The sequence below is a fragment of the Microbacterium sp. NPDC055903 genome (assembly GCF_053615555.1).
Window position 1 is genome coordinate 410,099 of the sequence record NZ_JBSHCA010000002.1, and the last position, 16,171, is coordinate 426,269.

Annotated in this window: 15 protein-coding genes; all 15 read right to left on the reverse strand. The window is 69.4% G+C overall.

Annotated features, from left to right (window positions below; translation table 11 throughout):
* Nucleotides 1-27: 27 nt before the first annotated feature.
* A complete protein-coding gene (locus tag ACWGJP_RS11395) occupies nt 28-1,494 on the reverse strand; it encodes a glutamate synthase subunit beta (RefSeq protein WP_452329902.1) in 1,467 nt (488 codons plus the stop codon).
* Nucleotides 1,487-6,064 (reverse strand): glutamate synthase large subunit, encoded by a 4,578-nt coding sequence (gltB, locus tag ACWGJP_RS11400; RefSeq protein ID WP_452329903.1) that lies wholly within the window; start codon nt 6,062-6,064, stop codon nt 1,487-1,489. Before gltB ends, ACWGJP_RS11395 begins: the two co-directional genes overlap by 8 nt.
* Before the next feature lie 88 nt (nt 6,065-6,152).
* Nucleotides 6,153-7,178 carry a prolipoprotein diacylglyceryl transferase gene (lgt, locus tag ACWGJP_RS11405; RefSeq protein WP_452329904.1) on the reverse strand — a complete coding sequence of 342 codons (1,026 nt, stop codon included), beginning with the start codon at nt 7,176-7,178 and terminating at the stop codon, nt 6,153-6,155.
* Nucleotides 7,179-7,188: 10 nt separating this feature from the next.
* Nucleotides 7,189-7,998: a tryptophan synthase subunit alpha gene (gene trpA, locus ACWGJP_RS11410; RefSeq protein WP_452329905.1), complete on the reverse strand. Its 810-nt coding sequence runs from the start codon at nt 7,996-7,998 to the stop codon at nt 7,189-7,191.
* Nucleotides 7,995-9,203, reverse strand: a complete 1,209-nt coding sequence (trpB, locus tag ACWGJP_RS11415) for a tryptophan synthase subunit beta (RefSeq protein WP_452329906.1) — start codon at nt 9,201-9,203, stop codon at nt 7,995-7,997. Before trpB ends, trpA begins: the two co-directional genes overlap by 4 nt.
* Nucleotides 9,200-10,012, reverse strand: a complete 813-nt coding sequence (trpC, locus tag ACWGJP_RS11420; RefSeq protein WP_452329907.1) for an indole-3-glycerol phosphate synthase TrpC — start codon at nt 10,010-10,012, stop codon at nt 9,200-9,202. The genes trpB and trpC overlap by 4 nt, the downstream gene beginning before the upstream one ends.
* Nucleotides 10,012-10,242, reverse strand: a complete 231-nt coding sequence (locus ACWGJP_RS11425) for an HGxxPAAW family protein (protein ID WP_452329908.1) — start codon at nt 10,240-10,242, stop codon at nt 10,012-10,014. Before ACWGJP_RS11425 ends, trpC begins: the two co-directional genes overlap by 1 nt.
* Nucleotides 10,243-10,288: 46 nt before the next feature.
* Complete coding sequence (locus ACWGJP_RS11430) at nt 10,289-10,876, reverse strand: Trp biosynthesis-associated membrane protein (RefSeq protein WP_452329909.1); 588 nt, start codon at nt 10,874-10,876, stop codon at nt 10,289-10,291.
* Nucleotides 10,873-11,232, reverse strand: a complete 360-nt coding sequence (hisI, locus tag ACWGJP_RS11435; protein ID WP_452329910.1) for a phosphoribosyl-AMP cyclohydrolase — start codon at nt 11,230-11,232, stop codon at nt 10,873-10,875. Before hisI ends, ACWGJP_RS11430 begins: the two co-directional genes overlap by 4 nt.
* Nucleotides 11,229-11,990, reverse strand: coding sequence for an imidazole glycerol phosphate synthase subunit HisF (gene hisF / locus ACWGJP_RS11440; protein ID WP_452329911.1), 762 nt, complete (start codon nt 11,988-11,990; stop codon nt 11,229-11,231). Before hisF ends, hisI begins: the two co-directional genes overlap by 4 nt.
* A complete protein-coding gene (hisG, locus tag ACWGJP_RS11445) occupies nt 11,990-12,829 on the reverse strand; it encodes an ATP phosphoribosyltransferase (RefSeq protein WP_452329912.1) in 840 nt (279 codons plus the stop codon). Before hisG ends, hisF begins: the two co-directional genes overlap by 1 nt.
* Nucleotides 12,830-12,876: 47 nt before the next feature.
* Nucleotides 12,877-13,140 carry a phosphoribosyl-ATP diphosphatase gene (locus tag ACWGJP_RS11450; protein WP_452329913.1) on the reverse strand — a complete coding sequence of 88 codons (264 nt, stop codon included), beginning with the start codon at nt 13,138-13,140 and terminating at the stop codon, nt 12,877-12,879.
* Complete coding sequence (rpe, locus tag ACWGJP_RS11455) at nt 13,137-13,817, reverse strand: ribulose-phosphate 3-epimerase (protein WP_452329914.1); 681 nt, start codon at nt 13,815-13,817, stop codon at nt 13,137-13,139. Before rpe ends, ACWGJP_RS11450 begins: the two co-directional genes overlap by 4 nt.
* Nucleotides 13,814-15,244 (reverse strand): RsmB/NOP family class I SAM-dependent RNA methyltransferase, encoded by a 1,431-nt coding sequence (locus tag ACWGJP_RS11460; protein ID WP_452329915.1) that lies wholly within the window; start codon nt 15,242-15,244, stop codon nt 13,814-13,816. Before ACWGJP_RS11460 ends, rpe begins: the two co-directional genes overlap by 4 nt.
* Complete coding sequence (fmt, locus tag ACWGJP_RS11465; RefSeq protein ID WP_452329916.1) at nt 15,241-16,161, reverse strand: methionyl-tRNA formyltransferase; 921 nt, start codon at nt 16,159-16,161, stop codon at nt 15,241-15,243. Before fmt ends, ACWGJP_RS11460 begins: the two co-directional genes overlap by 4 nt.
* Between the last annotated feature and the right edge of the window lie 10 nt (nt 16,162-16,171).

Sequence of the window (16,171 nt, forward strand, 5' to 3'; positions counted from 1 at the left end):
GGAACTGGCGACGATGCCTGGCTCAGCCTACGCGGGCTGAAGGCCGATCGCGACATCGGTGGGGCGCACGGGTGAGGGCAGCAGCGTCTCACCCATGAGGAAACGGTCGACGCTCGCGGCGGCCGCACGGCCCTCCGCGATCGCCCAGACGATGAGCGACTGGCCACGACCGGCGTCGCCGGCGACGAAGACGCCGGGGATCGTCGACTCGTAGGCGTCGTCACGACGGAAGTTGCCGCGGTCGGTGACCTGCGGACGGGTGTCCTCCGTGAAGCCGTCCTGCTCCGGCCCGGTGAAGCCCATCGCGATGAGCACGAGGTCCGCGGGGATCTCCCGCTCGGTGCCGCTCTTGGGGACGCGGCGTCCGTCCACGAACTCCGTCTCGGCGACACGCAGCGCGCGCACCTCGCCGGCGTCGTTGGAGAGGAACTCGACGGTGGAGGCGAGGAAGACCCGCTCTCCGCCCTCCTCGTGCGCGGAGGAGACCTCGAACACGGTCGGCATCATGGGCCAGGGCTGGTGGTCGGGGCGCGTATCCCCCGGCTGACGGCCGATGGCGAGGTTCGTGACGCTGAGCGCGCCCTGGCGGTGCGCGGTGCCGATGCAGTCGGCACCGGTGTCTCCACCACCGATGACGACGACGTGCTTGCCCTCAGCCGTGATCTGGTTCGGCACCTTGTCGCCGGCGACGACATGGTTCGACTCGACCAGGTACTCCATCGCGTAGTGCACGCCGTCGAGGTCGCGGCCGGGGATGGCGAGGTCACGGGGAACCGTGGATCCGGTGGCGATGACGACGGCGTCGTAGCGCGCGCGCAGATCGGCCCAGGAGATGTCCTTGCCGATCTCCACACCGGCGCGGAACCGCGTGCCCTCCTCCTGCATCTGCCGAAGGCGAGCCTCGACCTGGCCCTTCTCCATCTTGAAGTCGGGGATGCCGTAGCGCAGAAGGCCGCCGATGCGGTCGTCGCGCTCGAAGACCGCGACGGTGTGCCCGGCCCTGGTGAGCTGCTGCGCAGCGGCCAGGCCTGCGGGGCCGGAGCCGACGACGGCGACGGTCTTGCCCGTCAGCCGCTCGGGCGGCTGCGGCTCGACCCAGCCCTTGGAGAAGGCCTCGTCGATGATCGAGACCTCGATCTGCTTGATCGTCACGGCTGGCTGGTTGATGCCCAGCACACACGAGCTCTCGCACGGTGCAGGGCACAGCCGCCCCGTGAACTCGGGGAAGTTGTTCGTCGCGTGCAGACGATCGATCGCGGAGCGGCCCTCGCCGCGCCACGTCAGGTCGTTCCACTCCGGGATGAGGTTGCCCAATGGACATCCGGAGTGGCAGAACGGCACACCGCAGTCCATGCAGCGCCCAGCCTGGCGGCGGAGCACGGCCTGGTCGCCTGGTTCGTAGACCTCTTTCCAGTCCATGATCCGCACGGGAACGGGACGGCGAGCGGGAAGCTCCCGCTCCGTCACCTTCAGAAAGCCCTTGGGGTCAGCCACCGGTCACCTCCAGGATCCGGTTCCAGATGACGTCGCCGTCCGGGTCGAGCCCGGCCGCCTCCGCCTCCTGGCGCATGCTCTGCACCGCCGCGAAGTCCCGCGGAAGCACCTTGACGAATTCGGCCGCGACGGTGTCGAAGTCGGCCAGGATCTCGGCGGCCAGAGCGGACGCCGTCCGCTCGACGTGCTCGCCGAGCAGGCTCCGCAGCACCTCGAGATCCGCGCGATCGAGCGGCTCGAGCCGCAGTTCGCCGCTGTCGCGGGACTGCGCGTTCACCTTCTCGTTCTTGAGGCCTCTGACGTACGCGACGCCGCCGGACATTCCGGCACCGAGATTGCGCCCCGTGGAGCCGAGGATCACGGCGAGACCGCCGGTCATGTACTCGAGAGCGTGGTCGCCCACGCCCTCGACGACGGCAGTCGCCCCCGAGTTGCGGACGAGGAAGCGCTCGCCCACGACACCCGAGATGAACATCGTCCCGCTCGTGGCACCGTAGCCGATCACGTTGCCGGCGATCACGTTCTCCTGAGGAACGATCTGCGAGCCGCGCGGCGGCCGGATCGTGATGTCACCGCCGGAGAGCCCCTTGCCGACGTAGTCGTTCGCGTCGCCCTCGAGGCGAAGCACGATGCCGGAGGGCAGGAATGCGCCGAGCGACTGACCCGCGGTGCCGTGCAGCGTGATGTCGATCGTCTCGCGCGCCAGCCCCTCCGCGCCGTAGCGCGAGGTGACCTCGTGCCCGAGCATCGTCCCGACCGCACGCTCGGTGTTGCGGATCGGGAGCTCGATGACGATGGGCGCGCGATCGGTGAGAGCCTCCTGGGCCATCTCGATCACCGGAACGTCGAAGTGCTTCTCCAGCTCGTGATCCTGCTCGCGCGCACCGCGACGCGGCTCGGATGCGGGGAACACCGGCCCCTCGAGGATCGGCGACAGGTCGAGGCCTTCGGCCTTCCAATGCGCGATCGCGGCGTTGGTGTCGATGAGGTCACTGCGCCCGATGATCTCGTCCAGCGAGCGGAATCCGAGCTCGGCGAGGATCTCGCGCACTTCTTCGGCGATGAACTCCATGAAGTTCACCACGAACTCTGGCTTGCCCGTGAAGCGCTCGCGCAGCACAGGGTTCTGCGTCGCGACGCCCACCGGGCAGGTATCGAGATGGCACACGCGCATCATGATGCATCCGCTGACGACGAGCGGGGCCGTCGCGAACCCGAACTCCTCCGCACCGAGCAGCGCGCCGATGATGACGTCGCGGCCGGTCTTGAGCTGACCGTCGACCTGGACGACGACGCGGTCGCGCATGTTGTTGAGCATGAGCGTCTGCTGGGTCTCGGCGAGGCCGAGCTCCCACGGGGTTCCCGCGTGCTTGAGCGAGTTCAGAGGGCTCGCGCCGGTGCCGCCGTCGTGGCCGGAGACGAGGATGACATCGCTCAGCGCCTTCGCGACGCCCGCCGAGACTGCGCCGATGCCGGACTGGCTGACGAGCTTCGTGTGGATGCGGGCATTCGGGTTGGCGCGCTTCAGGTCGAAGATCAGCTGCTTGAGATCCTCGATGGAGTAGATGTCGTGGTGCGGCGGTGGCGAGATGAGCCCGACGCCGGCCGTCGCATGACGGGTGCGCGCCACCCACGGGTAGACCTTGCCGGGGGGCAGCTGCCCGCCCTCGCCGGGCTTCGCGCCCTGCGCGAGCTTGATCTGGATGTCATCCGCCTCGGTGAGGTACTGGCTCGTCACGCCGAATCGGCCGGATGCCACCTGCTTGATCGAGCTGCGACGCTCAGGGTCGACGAGACGATCGGGGTCCTCGCCGCCCTCACCGGTATTGGACTTGCCGCCGATGCGGTTCATCGCTATCGCCAGCGTCTCGTGCGCCTCGCGGGAGATGGATCCGTAGCTCATCGCACCCGTCGAGAAGCGCTTGACGATCTCGCTGACCGGCTCGACCTCGTCGATCGGGATGGCCTTGCCGCCCGGGTGCAGGGTGAACAGACCGCGCAGCGTCTTCAGCTCCGCCGCCTGATCGTCCACGAGCCTGGTGTACTCGCGGAAGATGTCGTACCGCCGGTTGCGCGTGGAGTGCTGCAGGCGGAAGACCGTCTCAGGGTTGAAGAGGTGCGGAGAGCCGTCCCTGCGCCACTGGTACTCGCCGCCGGTCCACAGCCGCTCGTGCACGCGAACGGCGGCGTCCTCAGGGTACGCGTAGTCGTGCCTGGCCTGGTTCTCGGCGTAGACCTCCTCGACGCCGATGCCGCCGAGCTTGGTCTCCGTCCCGGTGAAGTATGCGTCGATGAAGTCCTGGCTGAGGCCGACCGCCTCGAAGACCTGGGCTCCCGCATAGGAGGACACCGTCGAGATGCCCATCTTCGACATGATCTTCAGCACGCCCTTGCCGAGCGCGTAGATCAGGTTGCGCACCGCCTTCTCGGGCGTGACGCCGGAGATGAAGCCTGTACGGACGAGGTGCTCGACCGTCTCCATCGCGAGATAGGGGTTGACCGCGGAGGCGCCGTAACCGATCAGGGTGGCGACGTGGTGCACCTCGCGCACATCGCCCGCCTCGACGATGAGACCGACCTTCATCCGGTTCTCGCGTCGGATGAGGTGATGGTGGATCGCCGAGACCATGAGCAGCGACGGGATCGGCACGAGGTCCTTGTTCGAGTCCCGGTCCGAGAGGATGAGGAACTCCGCGCCGTCCTCGATGGCCTCGTCGACCTCTGCGCACATCTCCTCGAGACGCTCGGCGAGCGACTGCGAACCCGCGTCGAAGTGGTAGAGGCCGCGGATCGTGGCGCTGCGGCGATCCGGGAGCGCCTTGTCGATGTAGCGGATCTTCGACAGTTCGTCGTTGTCGATCACCGGGAAGTCGAGCGTGACCGTCCTCGTGTGCTCCGGACCCCAGCTGAGCAGGTTCCGCTCAGGACCGAGGCCGAGCTTCAGGCTGGTGACGACCTCTTCACGGATCGAGTCCAGCGGCGGGTTCGTGACCTGCGCGAACTGCTGGGTGAAGTAGTCGAAGAGCAGGCGGGGCCGCTCGCTGAGCACGGCGATCGGCGTGTCGGACCCCATCGCGCCGAGCGGCTCGACGCCGGTCTGACCCATCGGGGCCAAAAGGATCCGCACCTCTTCCTCGGTGTAGCCGAAGGTGCGCTGACGGCGCGTGATGGATGCCGGCGGATGCACGATGTGCTCGCGCTCCGGCAGATCGGCGAGGCGCACGGAGCCCTCGTCGAGCCATTCCTGCCAGGGATGCAGCGTCGCGAGATGCTGCTTGATCTCGGCATCCTCGACGATCCGGCCTGCTGCCGTGTCGACGACGAACATCTTGCCCGGCTGCAGGCGCCCGCGGCGCTTGATGCGCTCCGGCTCGAACTCCAGCACGCCGGTCTCCGAGCCGATCACGACGAGGCCGTCGGTCGTCTCGGTCCAGCGGCCAGGACGAAGACCGTTGCGGTCCAGCGTCGCGCCGACGAGCGTGCCGTCGGTGAAGATGAGGGCGGCGGGGCCGTCCCACGGCTCCATCTGGTTCGCGTGGTACTCGTAGAAGGCGCGCAGTTCCGGGGCGATGTCGGTCTGCTTCTCGTACGCCTCGGGCACCATCATCATGATGGCGTGCGGCAGGCTGCGACCGGTGAGCGTGAGCAGCTCCAGCACCTCGTCGAAGGACGCCGAGTCGCTGGCGCCGTCCGTGCAGATCGGGAGCAGCGGCTTCACATCGCCGAGCAGCTCGGACTCGAGCTGCGACTGGCGTGCGCGCATCCAGTTGCGGTTTCCGCCGACCGTGTTGATCTCGCCGTTGTGCGCCAGCATCCGCAGCGGCTGGGCGAGCGGCCACGACGGGAAGGTGTTCGTGGAGTACCGGGAGTGGACGACGGCGAGCTCGCTGGCGAAGCGCTCGTCCTGCAGGTCGGGGTAGAACGGCTCGAGCTGCAGCGTGGTGACCATGCCCTTGTAGCCGAGCGTGCGGCTGGAGAGCGAGACGAAGTAGGCGCCGACCTCGTGACCTGCGCGCTTGCGCAGCCGGTAGGCCACCCGGTCGAGCTCGATTCCCGAGAGCGCGGGCCGGTCGCCCTTCGCCGGACGCGACACGAACAGCTGCTCGAAAGCGGGACGCGCCTCGTCCGCGAGCTTGCCGAGGTGCTCGTTGGCGGTGGGGACGACACGCCAGCCCAGGACGGTGAGGCCCTCTTCACGGGCGATCTTCTCCACGCCGGCCTTCTGCGTGCGTCGCTCCCCCGCGTGCAGCGGAAGGAAGGCGAGGCCGACGGCGTACTCGCCGACCGCCGGAAGGTCGAAGTCGACCACGGCGCGCAGGAAGGCGTCCGGCATCTGCGTCAGGATGCCTGCGCCGTCGCCCGTTCCCGCATCGGAGCCGATCGCTCCGCGGTGCTCGAGATTGCGCAGTGCCTCGAGGGCCTGCTGGATGATGTCGTGGCCTGCCGTGCCGCGAAGGGTCGCGACCATGGCGAGGCCGCAGGCGTCCTTCTCGAATGCCGGGTTGTACATCCCCTGCTTGGCAGGGAACGCCTGCCCGACGGGAGTGTGGGCGGGGGCGCTGGATGACATGCGGACCGTCCTCAGTTCTTCAGATGACACCGGGGACGACGTCGGCCCGCTCGTTCAGTGCAATGGTTCCTCACTCGGCGAGGAGGCGTTATCGGGTGCCGTTCTCGCTCGAGGGAGCGGTGCTTGTGGCGGTGGCTCCTGCGATGACTTCTTCTGCCGGAGGCTCGCTCACGTCCACGAAGTCAGAGGGATTGTCTTGCGATTGTACATCAGCATCGACGTCGTTCCGGCTTCGGCCAGGCACGTACGGAGAGCTCTCCTGCCCGGTGTGCCGACGAGTCTGGACGACGAGGATCACGAGGCCGACGACGACCCCGATGATGGCTGCCCACACGTTGCTGCGCAGGCCGAGGATGATCTCGCTCGGGTCGATGCGGATGGACTCCCACACGATGCGACCGGCGCTGTACCAGATGAGGTAGACGGCGAACAGACGCCCCCACTGCATGGAGAGCTTGCGACCGAGCCAGAGCAGCACGAGAACGCCCAGACCGTTCCAGATCACCTCGTACAGGAACGTGGGGTGGAACAGGGTGCCCTCGGCGAGCCCTGGGGGGAACGCGGAGTTGTCGGACTCGATCTCGAGACCCCACGGGAGATCGGTCGGCAGCCCGAAGAGCTCGTGGTTGAACCAGTTGCCGAAGCGTCCCATGGCCTGTGCGAGCAGCAGCCCGGGCGCGAGGGCGTCCGCGAAGGTCCAGAATCGGATGCCTGTCCAGCGGCAGCCGAGCCAGGCACCGACCGCGCCGCCGATGAGGGCGCCGAAGATCGCGATGCCGCCCTCCCAGATGGCCCAGACGGATCCGGGCTCGAACGGGTTCCAGGTGTTGAGGCCCTCGCCGAAGTAGTCGTTCGGGTGCGTGGCGACGTGGAAGATGCGCGCGCCGATGATCGCGAGCGGCACGGCGAGGATCGCGATGTCGATCACCACCCACGGCTCCGCTCCGCGCTTGGTGAGGCGGCGGTTCGTCATCAGGACGGCGACGATGATGCCGGCGATGATGCAGAGCGCGTAGTAGCGGATCGGGAGCGGACCGAGGTCGAATCCGTTGGACGGCGGGCTCGGGATGCTGGTGAGCACGCCGGTGAGCGTGCTGTGGAGCGCGAGGGACATGAGTGCGATTCTAGTTTCTCTCAGCGGCGGAGGCGGGCAGCGCCGTACCGGCGGACAGGGTGCGCGCCGTCTCGGCGAGCCCGGCGAGGCCGCCGTCTCGCAGCGCTCTGACGAGGGCGGTGCCGACGATGGCGCCGTCGGCGTACTCGAGCACGGACGAGATCTGCTCTGCCGTGGAGATCCCGATGCCGACGCAGGCGCGGCGCGCGCCGTGCTCTCTGAGCCGGCCGACGAGCGTCCTGGCGGCGGAGTCGAGTGCCGCCCGCTCTCCCGTGATGCCCATCGTCGATACCGTGTACACGAAGCCGGTCGACGAGGCGGTGACGAGGTCGAGTCGCTCGTCGGTGGATGTGGGTGCGGCGAGGAAGATGCGGTCGAGCCCGGTGCGCTCGCTCGCAGCGATCCACTCGCTCGCGGCCTCCGGAGTGATGTCGGGAGTGATGAGACCCGCTCCCCCGGCGGCGAGCAGGTCGTCCGCGTATCGATCGACGCCGTACTGCACGACGGGATTCCAGTAGGTCATCACGACCACAGGCACGTGGGTGGCTGCGGTGATCGTGCGCAGCGCCTCGAAGAGATGGGCCGTGCGGAAACCGGCCGCCAGTGCCGCCTGGGTCGCCTCCTGGATGAGCGGCCCGTCCATGACGGGGTCGCTGTACGGCGGGCCGAGCTCGATGACGTCCACGCCGTTGGCGGCAAGCGTCAGCGCGGCGTCGATGCTCGTCTGCAGGTCCGGGTAACCAACGGGAAGGTATCCGATGAATGCGCCGCGACCCGCATCGTGCGCGCGCTGGATCGCTTCGTCGACGCGGCTCATCACTGCTCCTCGGTCTCGTCGTAGAGGCGGAAGTAGGTCGCCGCGGTGTCCATGTCCTTGTCGCCCCTGCCCGAGAGGCAGACCGCGATGACCCCGTCGGGGCCGAGCTCTCGTCCGATGCGCAGTGCACCGGCCAGGGCGTGGGCGGACTCGATCGCGGGGATGATGCCCTCGGTCCTGCTGAGCAGCCGCAGGGCCTGCATCGCCTCATCGTCGGTCGCGGGGATGTACGACGCCCGTCCGATGTCCGCGAGCCAGGAGTGCTCGGGGCCGACGCCAGGGTAGTCGAGACCGGCGGAGATCGAGTGGGACTCGATGGTCTGGCCGTCCTCGTCCTGGAGCACGTAGGTGCGCGCACCATGCAGAACACCGGGTCGGCCTCGCTCGATCGATGCGGCGGTCCGCGGTGTGTCGACGCCGTCCCCGGCCGCCTCGACGCCGTACAGCCGGACGTCGGCGTCATCGAGGAAGGCGTCGAACATGCCGATCGCGTTGGAGCCCCCTCCGACGCACGCCACGACGGCGTCGGGCAGTCGACCGGCCGTCTCCAGGAGCTGCGCGCGCGCCTCCTCGCCGATGACCTTCTGGAAGTCGCGCACCATGGCAGGGAAGGGATGCGGCCCGGCGGCGGTTCCGAAGATGTAGTTCGTCGTCTCGACCGTCGCGACCCAGTCGCGGTAGGCGTCGTTGATGGCGTCCTTGAGCGTGCGCGAGCCGCTCTTCACCGCGACGACCTCGGCGCCGAGCAGACGCATACGGGCGACGTTCAACGCCTGACGCTCGGTGTCGACCTCGCCCATGTAGATCGTGCAGTCCAGCCCGAACAGCGCGGCGGCGGTCGCGGTGGCGACACCGTGCTGACCGGCGCCGGTCTCGGCGATCACGCGCGTCTTGCCGAGACGCTTGGTGAGCAGCGCCTGCCCGAGGACGTTGTTGATCTTGTGGCTGCCGGTGTGGTTGAGGTCCTCGCGTTTGAGGAACACCCGCGCACCGCCGGCGTGCTCGGCGAACCGCGGCACCTCCGTCAGTGCGGACGGACGACCCGCATAGCTGCTCAGCAGCCCCGCCAGCTCGGCGCGGAACGCCGGATCGGCGATCGCCTGCTCATAGGCATCCGTCAACTCGTCGATCGCCGCGATCAGCGACTCCGGCATGTAACGCCCGCCGAAATCACCGAAGAACGGGCCGTGCTGCTCCCGCAGACTCATCGTGCTGCCTCCTGGATGACGGACCCGCCGTCGCTGCCCGCTGCGAGGAAGCCCTGCAGCGTCGAGACCGGGTCCCCCGTGACGAGGGCCTCGCCGATGAGGACGACGTCCGCTCCCGCTCCGCGGTAATGGGCGACATCCGCCGGCGCCAGGACTGCGGATTCGGCGATCTTGATCGCGGAGTCGGGGATTCCGCCGACGAGGCGCCCGAAGAGGTCCTTGTCCAGCTGCAGAGTCGTGAGGTCCCTGGCGTTGACTCCGATGAGTCCTGCGCCGAGGTCCACCGCCGCGGAGACCTCATCGGCGGAATGCGTCTCCACCAGCGGCGTCATGCCGAGTTCCGTGATGAGGGCGAACAGCTCGGCGAGCACCTGTGGCTCGAGCCCAGCCACGATCAGCAGCGCCAGGTCGGCGCCCGCAGCGCGCGCTTCGAGCACCTGATACGGGGTCGCGATGAAGTCCTTGCGGAGCACGGGCACGGCGACCCTGGCCGTGACGGCCTCGAGGTCCGCGAGGCTCCCGCCGAAGCGGCGTTCCTCGGTGAGGACGCTGATCGCAGATGCCCCGCCGGCCTCGTAGAGCGAGGCCTGGTGGGCGGGATCCGGGATCTCTGCAAGCGCTCCCCTCGAAGGGCTCGCACGCTTCACCTCGGCGATGATCTTGACACCCGAAGAGGGGGCGAGTGCGGCGAGGGCGTCCTTCGCCGCAGGGCGCGCGAGCGCTGCCTTCTCGACATCGGCGATCGGGCGCGTCAGAGCCCGTCGTTCCGCGTCTGCGACAGCGCCGGCCGTGAGGTCGGCGAGAACCACTAGTGCCCCTTCGGGGTGTACTTGGGGCCCTTCACGCCGTAGCCCGCCTTGGCGAGGATCGGCCCGAGCAGTGCCCCGATCAGGACGATGCCGGCCGAGATCCACACGAAGAGGGGCTGCTCGAAGCAGAAGGCGACGGTGCCGGCGGTGACGCCGATCAGCATGACAACCACAGCTGTCCAGGCCGCAGGCGAGTGTCCGTGGCCGGGGTCTGCGATGGGGTTGGTCATGGGGATTCCTCCGAGGTCGGTTGCTGCCGTGGTCAGTCTATCGGTCTCAGCGCGTCGGATCGGTTCCGCGCGACAGGTCGTCCCACGAGTCGACGGCGTCGACGGGGCCCGTGCCGCGGTCGGCGACGCTGTCCGTCCTGTAACGCCGGCCGCCGGTGCGCCAGGAGCGCGCCGTGACGACGGCGAAGACCGCTGACGTGAGCAGCACCAGCCATCCGAACAGTGCGGCGATCGGCCAGGCGGTCGGGACAATGGCATCCACGATCCCTGAGATCGTGTCGTCGCCGGCGAGTCCCGTGACCTCGGTCACCGTCGCCGCGACCGCGCTCAGCGGACGCGTGAGGAGGATCTGAAACGTCCACCACCCCAGCAGAGCCGCAGCTCCCAGACCGAGCGCGGCGAGGATGTGACGCAGCACACGGCCGGACAGGGCGAGCACTGCGGCGAGGGCGAGCACGGCGAGGCTCAGCGGTGTCAGGAGCGGAATCGCCTGGCTGCCGGTGACGAGGATCGGCTCCGCGGCATCATGCCGTTCGACGGTGAGCCAGGTCTGCGTCGCGGAGAGCACTCCGATACCACCGGCGAGCAGGAAGCCGATGACCGAGAGGCTCCGTCCGCGCTCCGCCAGGCTCATGCGCGCCCGTCCGCCGGCACGGCCTCGAGATCGACGGCGTCGAAGCACGTGCGCGTGCCCGTGTGGCAGGCGGGACCGTTCTGGTGCACGAGCAGGAGGATGGCGTCGCCATCGCAATCCAGACGCGCCCCGTGGACGAGCTGGGTGTTGCCGGAGGTGTCGCCCTTGCGCCAGTACTCCTGACGGGATCGCGACCAGTAGGTGGCCCGCCCCTCGGTGAGGGTCCTGCGCAGCGCCTCGGCGTCCATCCACGCGAGCATGAGCACCTCAAGCGAATCCCACTGCTGCACGATCACGGGCGCCAGACCGTCGGCGTTCCACGCCACTCTCGCGATGCGGGTCTCCAGATCGATCATCGGACCAGCACCCCTTCCGCACGCATCGCCTCTTTGACCTGGCCGACGGTGAGAGCGCCGGTGTGGAACACGCTCGCGGCGAGGACCGCATCCGCGCCTGCATGGATCGCGGGGGCGAAGTCGGCGGCGGCGCCGGCGCCGCCCGATGCGATCACCGGGACGGAGGAGACTTCGCGCATGAGACGGACGAGTTCGAGGTCGAACCCGTCGCGCGTTCCGTCGGCGTCGATGGAGTTGACGAGCAGCTCCCCCGCACCGCGTTCGATGGCCTCTCGTGCCCATGCGAGCGCATCGAGGGTCGTCTCGGTGCGCCCGCCGTGGGTCGTGACGACGAATCCGGATGCCGTGGCCGGCGAACGCTTCACATCGAGGGAGAGCACGAGCACCTGGGCGCCGAATCGGTCGGCGATCTCGCCGAGGAGCTCAGGGCGGGCGATGGCCGCGGAGTTCACCCCGATCTTGTCCGCGCCGACTCCGAGCAGGCGCGCGACGTCCTCGACGCTGCGCACTCCTCCCCCGACGGTCAACGGGACGAAGACCTGCTCGGCGGTCCTGCGCACCACGTCGTAGGTCGTCGCCCTGGCGTCGACCGTCGCGGTCACGTCGAGGAACGTGATCTCATCCGCGCCCTGCTCCGCGTAGTGGGACGCCAGTTCGACCGGGTCCCCCATGTCCCGCAGGTTCTCGAAGTTCACACCCTTGACGACGCGGCCATCGGCGACGTCGAGGCAGGGGATCACCCGGCTGACGAGAGTCATCAGAGCCTCGCGGCGTGGATCGCCGTGACCAGCAGCGCTCGCGCGCCGAGCGCGTAGAGCGAGTCCATGACCTGGTTGACGCCCTTGCGCGGGATCATCACGCGCACGGCGACCCAGCTCGAATCCTGCAGCGGGGAGATGGTCGGCGACTCGCGGCCGGGGGCGATGGCGGCGGCCTGATCGATGAGCTCGGCCGGCAGGTCGTAGTCGAGCAGCACGTAGCGGCGGGCCACGATGACTCCGCGCAGACGCCGCAGCAGCGTCTCGGTTCCCTCCGCCTCGCCCGGCCTGCTGATGAGGACGGCCTCGGACTCGATGATCACCGGTCCGAAGATCTCCAGGCCGGCCTGTCGCAGCGTGGTGCCCGTCTCGACGACGTCGGCGATGGCATCCGCCACGCCCAGACGGACCGCGGACTCGACCGCGCCGTCGAGCGGGACGAGGATGGCCTCGACGCCCTGCTCGCGCAGATACGCGTCGACGAGACCCGGGTAGGCGGAGGCGACGCGGACGCCGGCCAGATCCTGGATCGTGGCGTACTTGCCGGGGGGCGCCGCGAAGCGGAACGTGGACTGGGCGAAGCCCAGCGCCTGGACCTCGCGGGCCTGCTGCGGCACGTCCTTCAGCAGGTCGCGTCCGGTGATGCCCACGTCGAGGGCGCCGGAGGCGACATAGGTCGCGATGTCCCGCGGGCGGAGGAAGAAGAACTCGACGTCGTTCTCGGCGTCGATCACGTGCAGGGTCTTGGAGTCGCGGCGTCCGGCGTAGCCGGCCTCCGCGAGCATCTCAGCGGCGGTCTCGGAGAGCGAGCCCTTGTTCGGAACGGCGATGCGCAGCATGACGGGTCTTTCGGAATCGTTCGATCAGTGAGTCGGCGAGGCGCGGATCACAGATGTCGGTACACGTCGGCCAGGCTCAGGCCCTTGGCGATCATCATCACCTGCACGTGGTAGAGCAGCTGGGAGATCTCCTCCGCCGCCTCGTCCTGCGACTCGTACTCCGAGGCCATCCAGACCTCGGCGGCCTCCTCGACGATCTTCTTGCCGATCGTGTGCACGCCGCCGTCGAGCTCCGCGACCGTGCCGGATCCGTCTGGACGCGTCTCGGCCTTGTTCTGGAGCTCGGCGAACAGCTCGTCGAAAGTCTTCACGATTCCAGGCTAGCGGCTCTGGCGCGGTCTCTGAGCCCGACGATGGCCGCTTCGACGCTCGCGGCGCCGTAGACAGCCGATCCTGCGACGAACGTGTCCGCGCCGGCCGCAGCCGCCTGCTCGATGGTGGCGTCGGAGATCCCGCCGTCGACCTGGAACCAGGTCGACGTGCCGCGGCGGCGGGCCTCATCGACGAGACCACGGAGCTTCGGCATCGTCTCGGGCATGAACCCCTGGCCGCCGAAGCCGGGCTCCACGGTCATCACGAGCACCTGATCGAACTCGTCGAGGATGTCGTAGAGGCTCTCCCCCGCCGTTCCGGGCTTGATCGCCACACCGGCGCGAGCGCCCATCGCCCTGAGGCGCCGGGCCAGCGCGACCGGATCGGCGGCGGCTTCGAGGTGGAAGGTCACGCTCGCAGCTCCCAGTTCGGCGTAGCCAGGGGCCCACCTGTCCGGGTCGCTGATCATGAGGTGGACATCCAGTGGGACAGGGCTCGTCGCCTGGATGCGCTCGACCATCTGCGGGCCGAAGGTGAGGTTCGGGACGAAGTGGTTGTCCATCACATCGACGTGCACGAAGTCCGCCGCGGCGATCCGGGCGAGCTCGGCCTGCATGTTGACGAAGTCCGCCGCCAGGATGCTGGGGTTGATGCGGGGAGCACCGGGAAGTGTCATCGGATTCCCTTCGGAGAGCGCTGCAGGAGCGCGAGGAACATGGCATCGGTGCCGTGACGGTGCGGCCACAGCTGGACGCGACCGGATCCGTCGGAGGCGAGATCGATGGGGCTCGCCGACACCGCGGACACGACGGTCTTGGCGTCGAGTTCGATGACGTCCTCGCGGAGGCGGAGCACCTCGGAGACGACGCCGCTCGTCTCGGCGAGGTGCGGCGAGCAGGTGGCGTACGCGACGATCCCACCCGGCCGGACGGCGTCCAGCGCCGCCATCAGCAGCTGCTCCTGGAGCGCGGTCAGCTCTGCCACATCAGCAGGGCTCTTTCGCCAGCGCGCCTCAGGACGGCGACGGAGGGCGCCGAGGCCGGTGCACGGCGCATCGACGAGGATGCGGTCGAAGACATCGGGATGCGTGTCGGCGAATGTGCGCCCATCCGCTTCGTGCACGGTGACGGAGCCGGGAACGGCCGACAGCGCCCTGCGGACGAGTCCCGCCCTCGCCGGTACGACCTCGTTCGCCTCCAGCGAGACGCCGTGCGGTGCGGCGATCGCCGCCAGCAGGGCGGTCTTCCCGCCGGGACCGGCGCACAGATCGAGCCAGCGCTCGCCCTCGACGATGGGCGCCGCACCGGCGAGGGCGAGCGCGACGAGCTGCGAGCCCTCGTCCTGGACCCGGACCGCGCCCGCACTCTCGGCGAGGTAGACGTGAGGATCGCCACCGGGTGCTCCGAACGCCGTCGGCGCATATGGTCGTCGTGGCTCGCCCGGTTCGGCGAGACCGGGGAGGGCCGCGAGGGTCACCTCCGGGGAGGCGTTGTCGGAGGCGAGCAGTTCATCGAGCTCATCCGCCCTGCCCTCCGCGGCGAGAGCGCGGCGAAGCGCCCTGATCACCCAGACCGGGTGCGCGGTCGCGAGGCCGAGACGCTCATCGTCCGAGCGCGCCGCCTGGGCGATGCGGGCGTCCCACTCCCCCGGGGTGTCGCGCGCGACCCTGCGCAGCACCGCGTTGGCGAAGCCGGCAGCGCCTCTGCTGTGCGCAGCCGCCAGATTGACGGACTCGTTCACGGCCGCGTGCGACGCGACCCTCGTGGCGAGCAGCTGGTGGACTCCGAGACGGAGGGCGTCGAGGACGGGGGGATCGATGTCCTCCGCGTCGCGACGGGACGCCTCCGCGATCACGGCGTCATAGGTGCCGCGACGGCGCAGGGTCCCATAGGCGAGCTCCGTGGCGAGGGCGGCGTCCTGAGGGTTGAGCCCGGCCTCCCTGATCGCCTGCGGAAGGAGCAGGTTCGCGTAGGCATCCGACTCCGAGACCGCGCGCAGCACGTCGTAGGCGACGCGGCGCGCGGACTGCACGGTCCGCTCCGGCGTCCGGTCGCGACCACCGCTGCGCGCGGGACGGCGCGACGATCCGCGTTCCGCACTCATGAGCCGACCACCAGCGCATCCGTCGCTCGAAGACCGCGCCACCAGTCGGCGGCCTGCATCGCCGGCTTGCCCGCCGGCTGCACGCGCGTCACCTCCCACGGAGCCGTCGCGGTGCCGATCAGGACGCCGTGCTTGGTGCCGACCATGGTGCCCGGTGGCAGAGCCTCGGCGGCCGTGGCGGGAGTCGCAGCCAGGATCTTCAGCCGCGCGCCATCGAGGGTCGTATGCGCGCCCGGCTCCGGCGTCGTGCCCCTGAACCGGGCGTGCACCTGCTCGAGAGGAAGAGTGAAGTCGAGCCGCCCGTCCTCCAGTGTCAGCTTCGGAGCCAGGGTCGCGACGCCTGTCTGGGGCGCGGCGACCGCCGTGCCGTCCTCGATCGCATCCACGACCGACAGGGTCAGCGGAGCACCGGCCTCCGCGAGCACCTCCAGAGCGGTGTCGGCTGCGGCATCCTCGGGGACGTCGATGGCCTGAGCGGCGAAGACATCACCGGCATCGAGCGCGGGCATGAGCTGGAAGACGCTCGCCCCGAGCACGCGGTCGCCGGCGATGAGCGCGTGCTGCACCGGTGCGGCGCCGCGCCACTGCGGGAGCAGGGAGAAGTGCAGGTTGATCCAGCCATGCCGCGGCGCGGAGAGCAGCGGCTCGCGCACGAGCCCGCCGTAGGCGACGATGACGCCGAGGTCGGCGTTCGCCGCCATGATCTGTTCGGTCGCCGCTTCGTCGAGCCTGGCGGCCTTGACCACCGGGAGTCCCAGCTCCTGGGCTGCCTCCGCCACGGGTGAAGGGGTCATCACGCGGCGACGACCGAGCGGGGCATCCGGCCGGGTGACGACGGCCGCCACCTCGTGCGAGGCCGCGAGCAGCCGAAGGGTCGGAACGGCCACGGCGGGCGTGCCGGCGAAGACGAGGCGCATGAAAGGTACT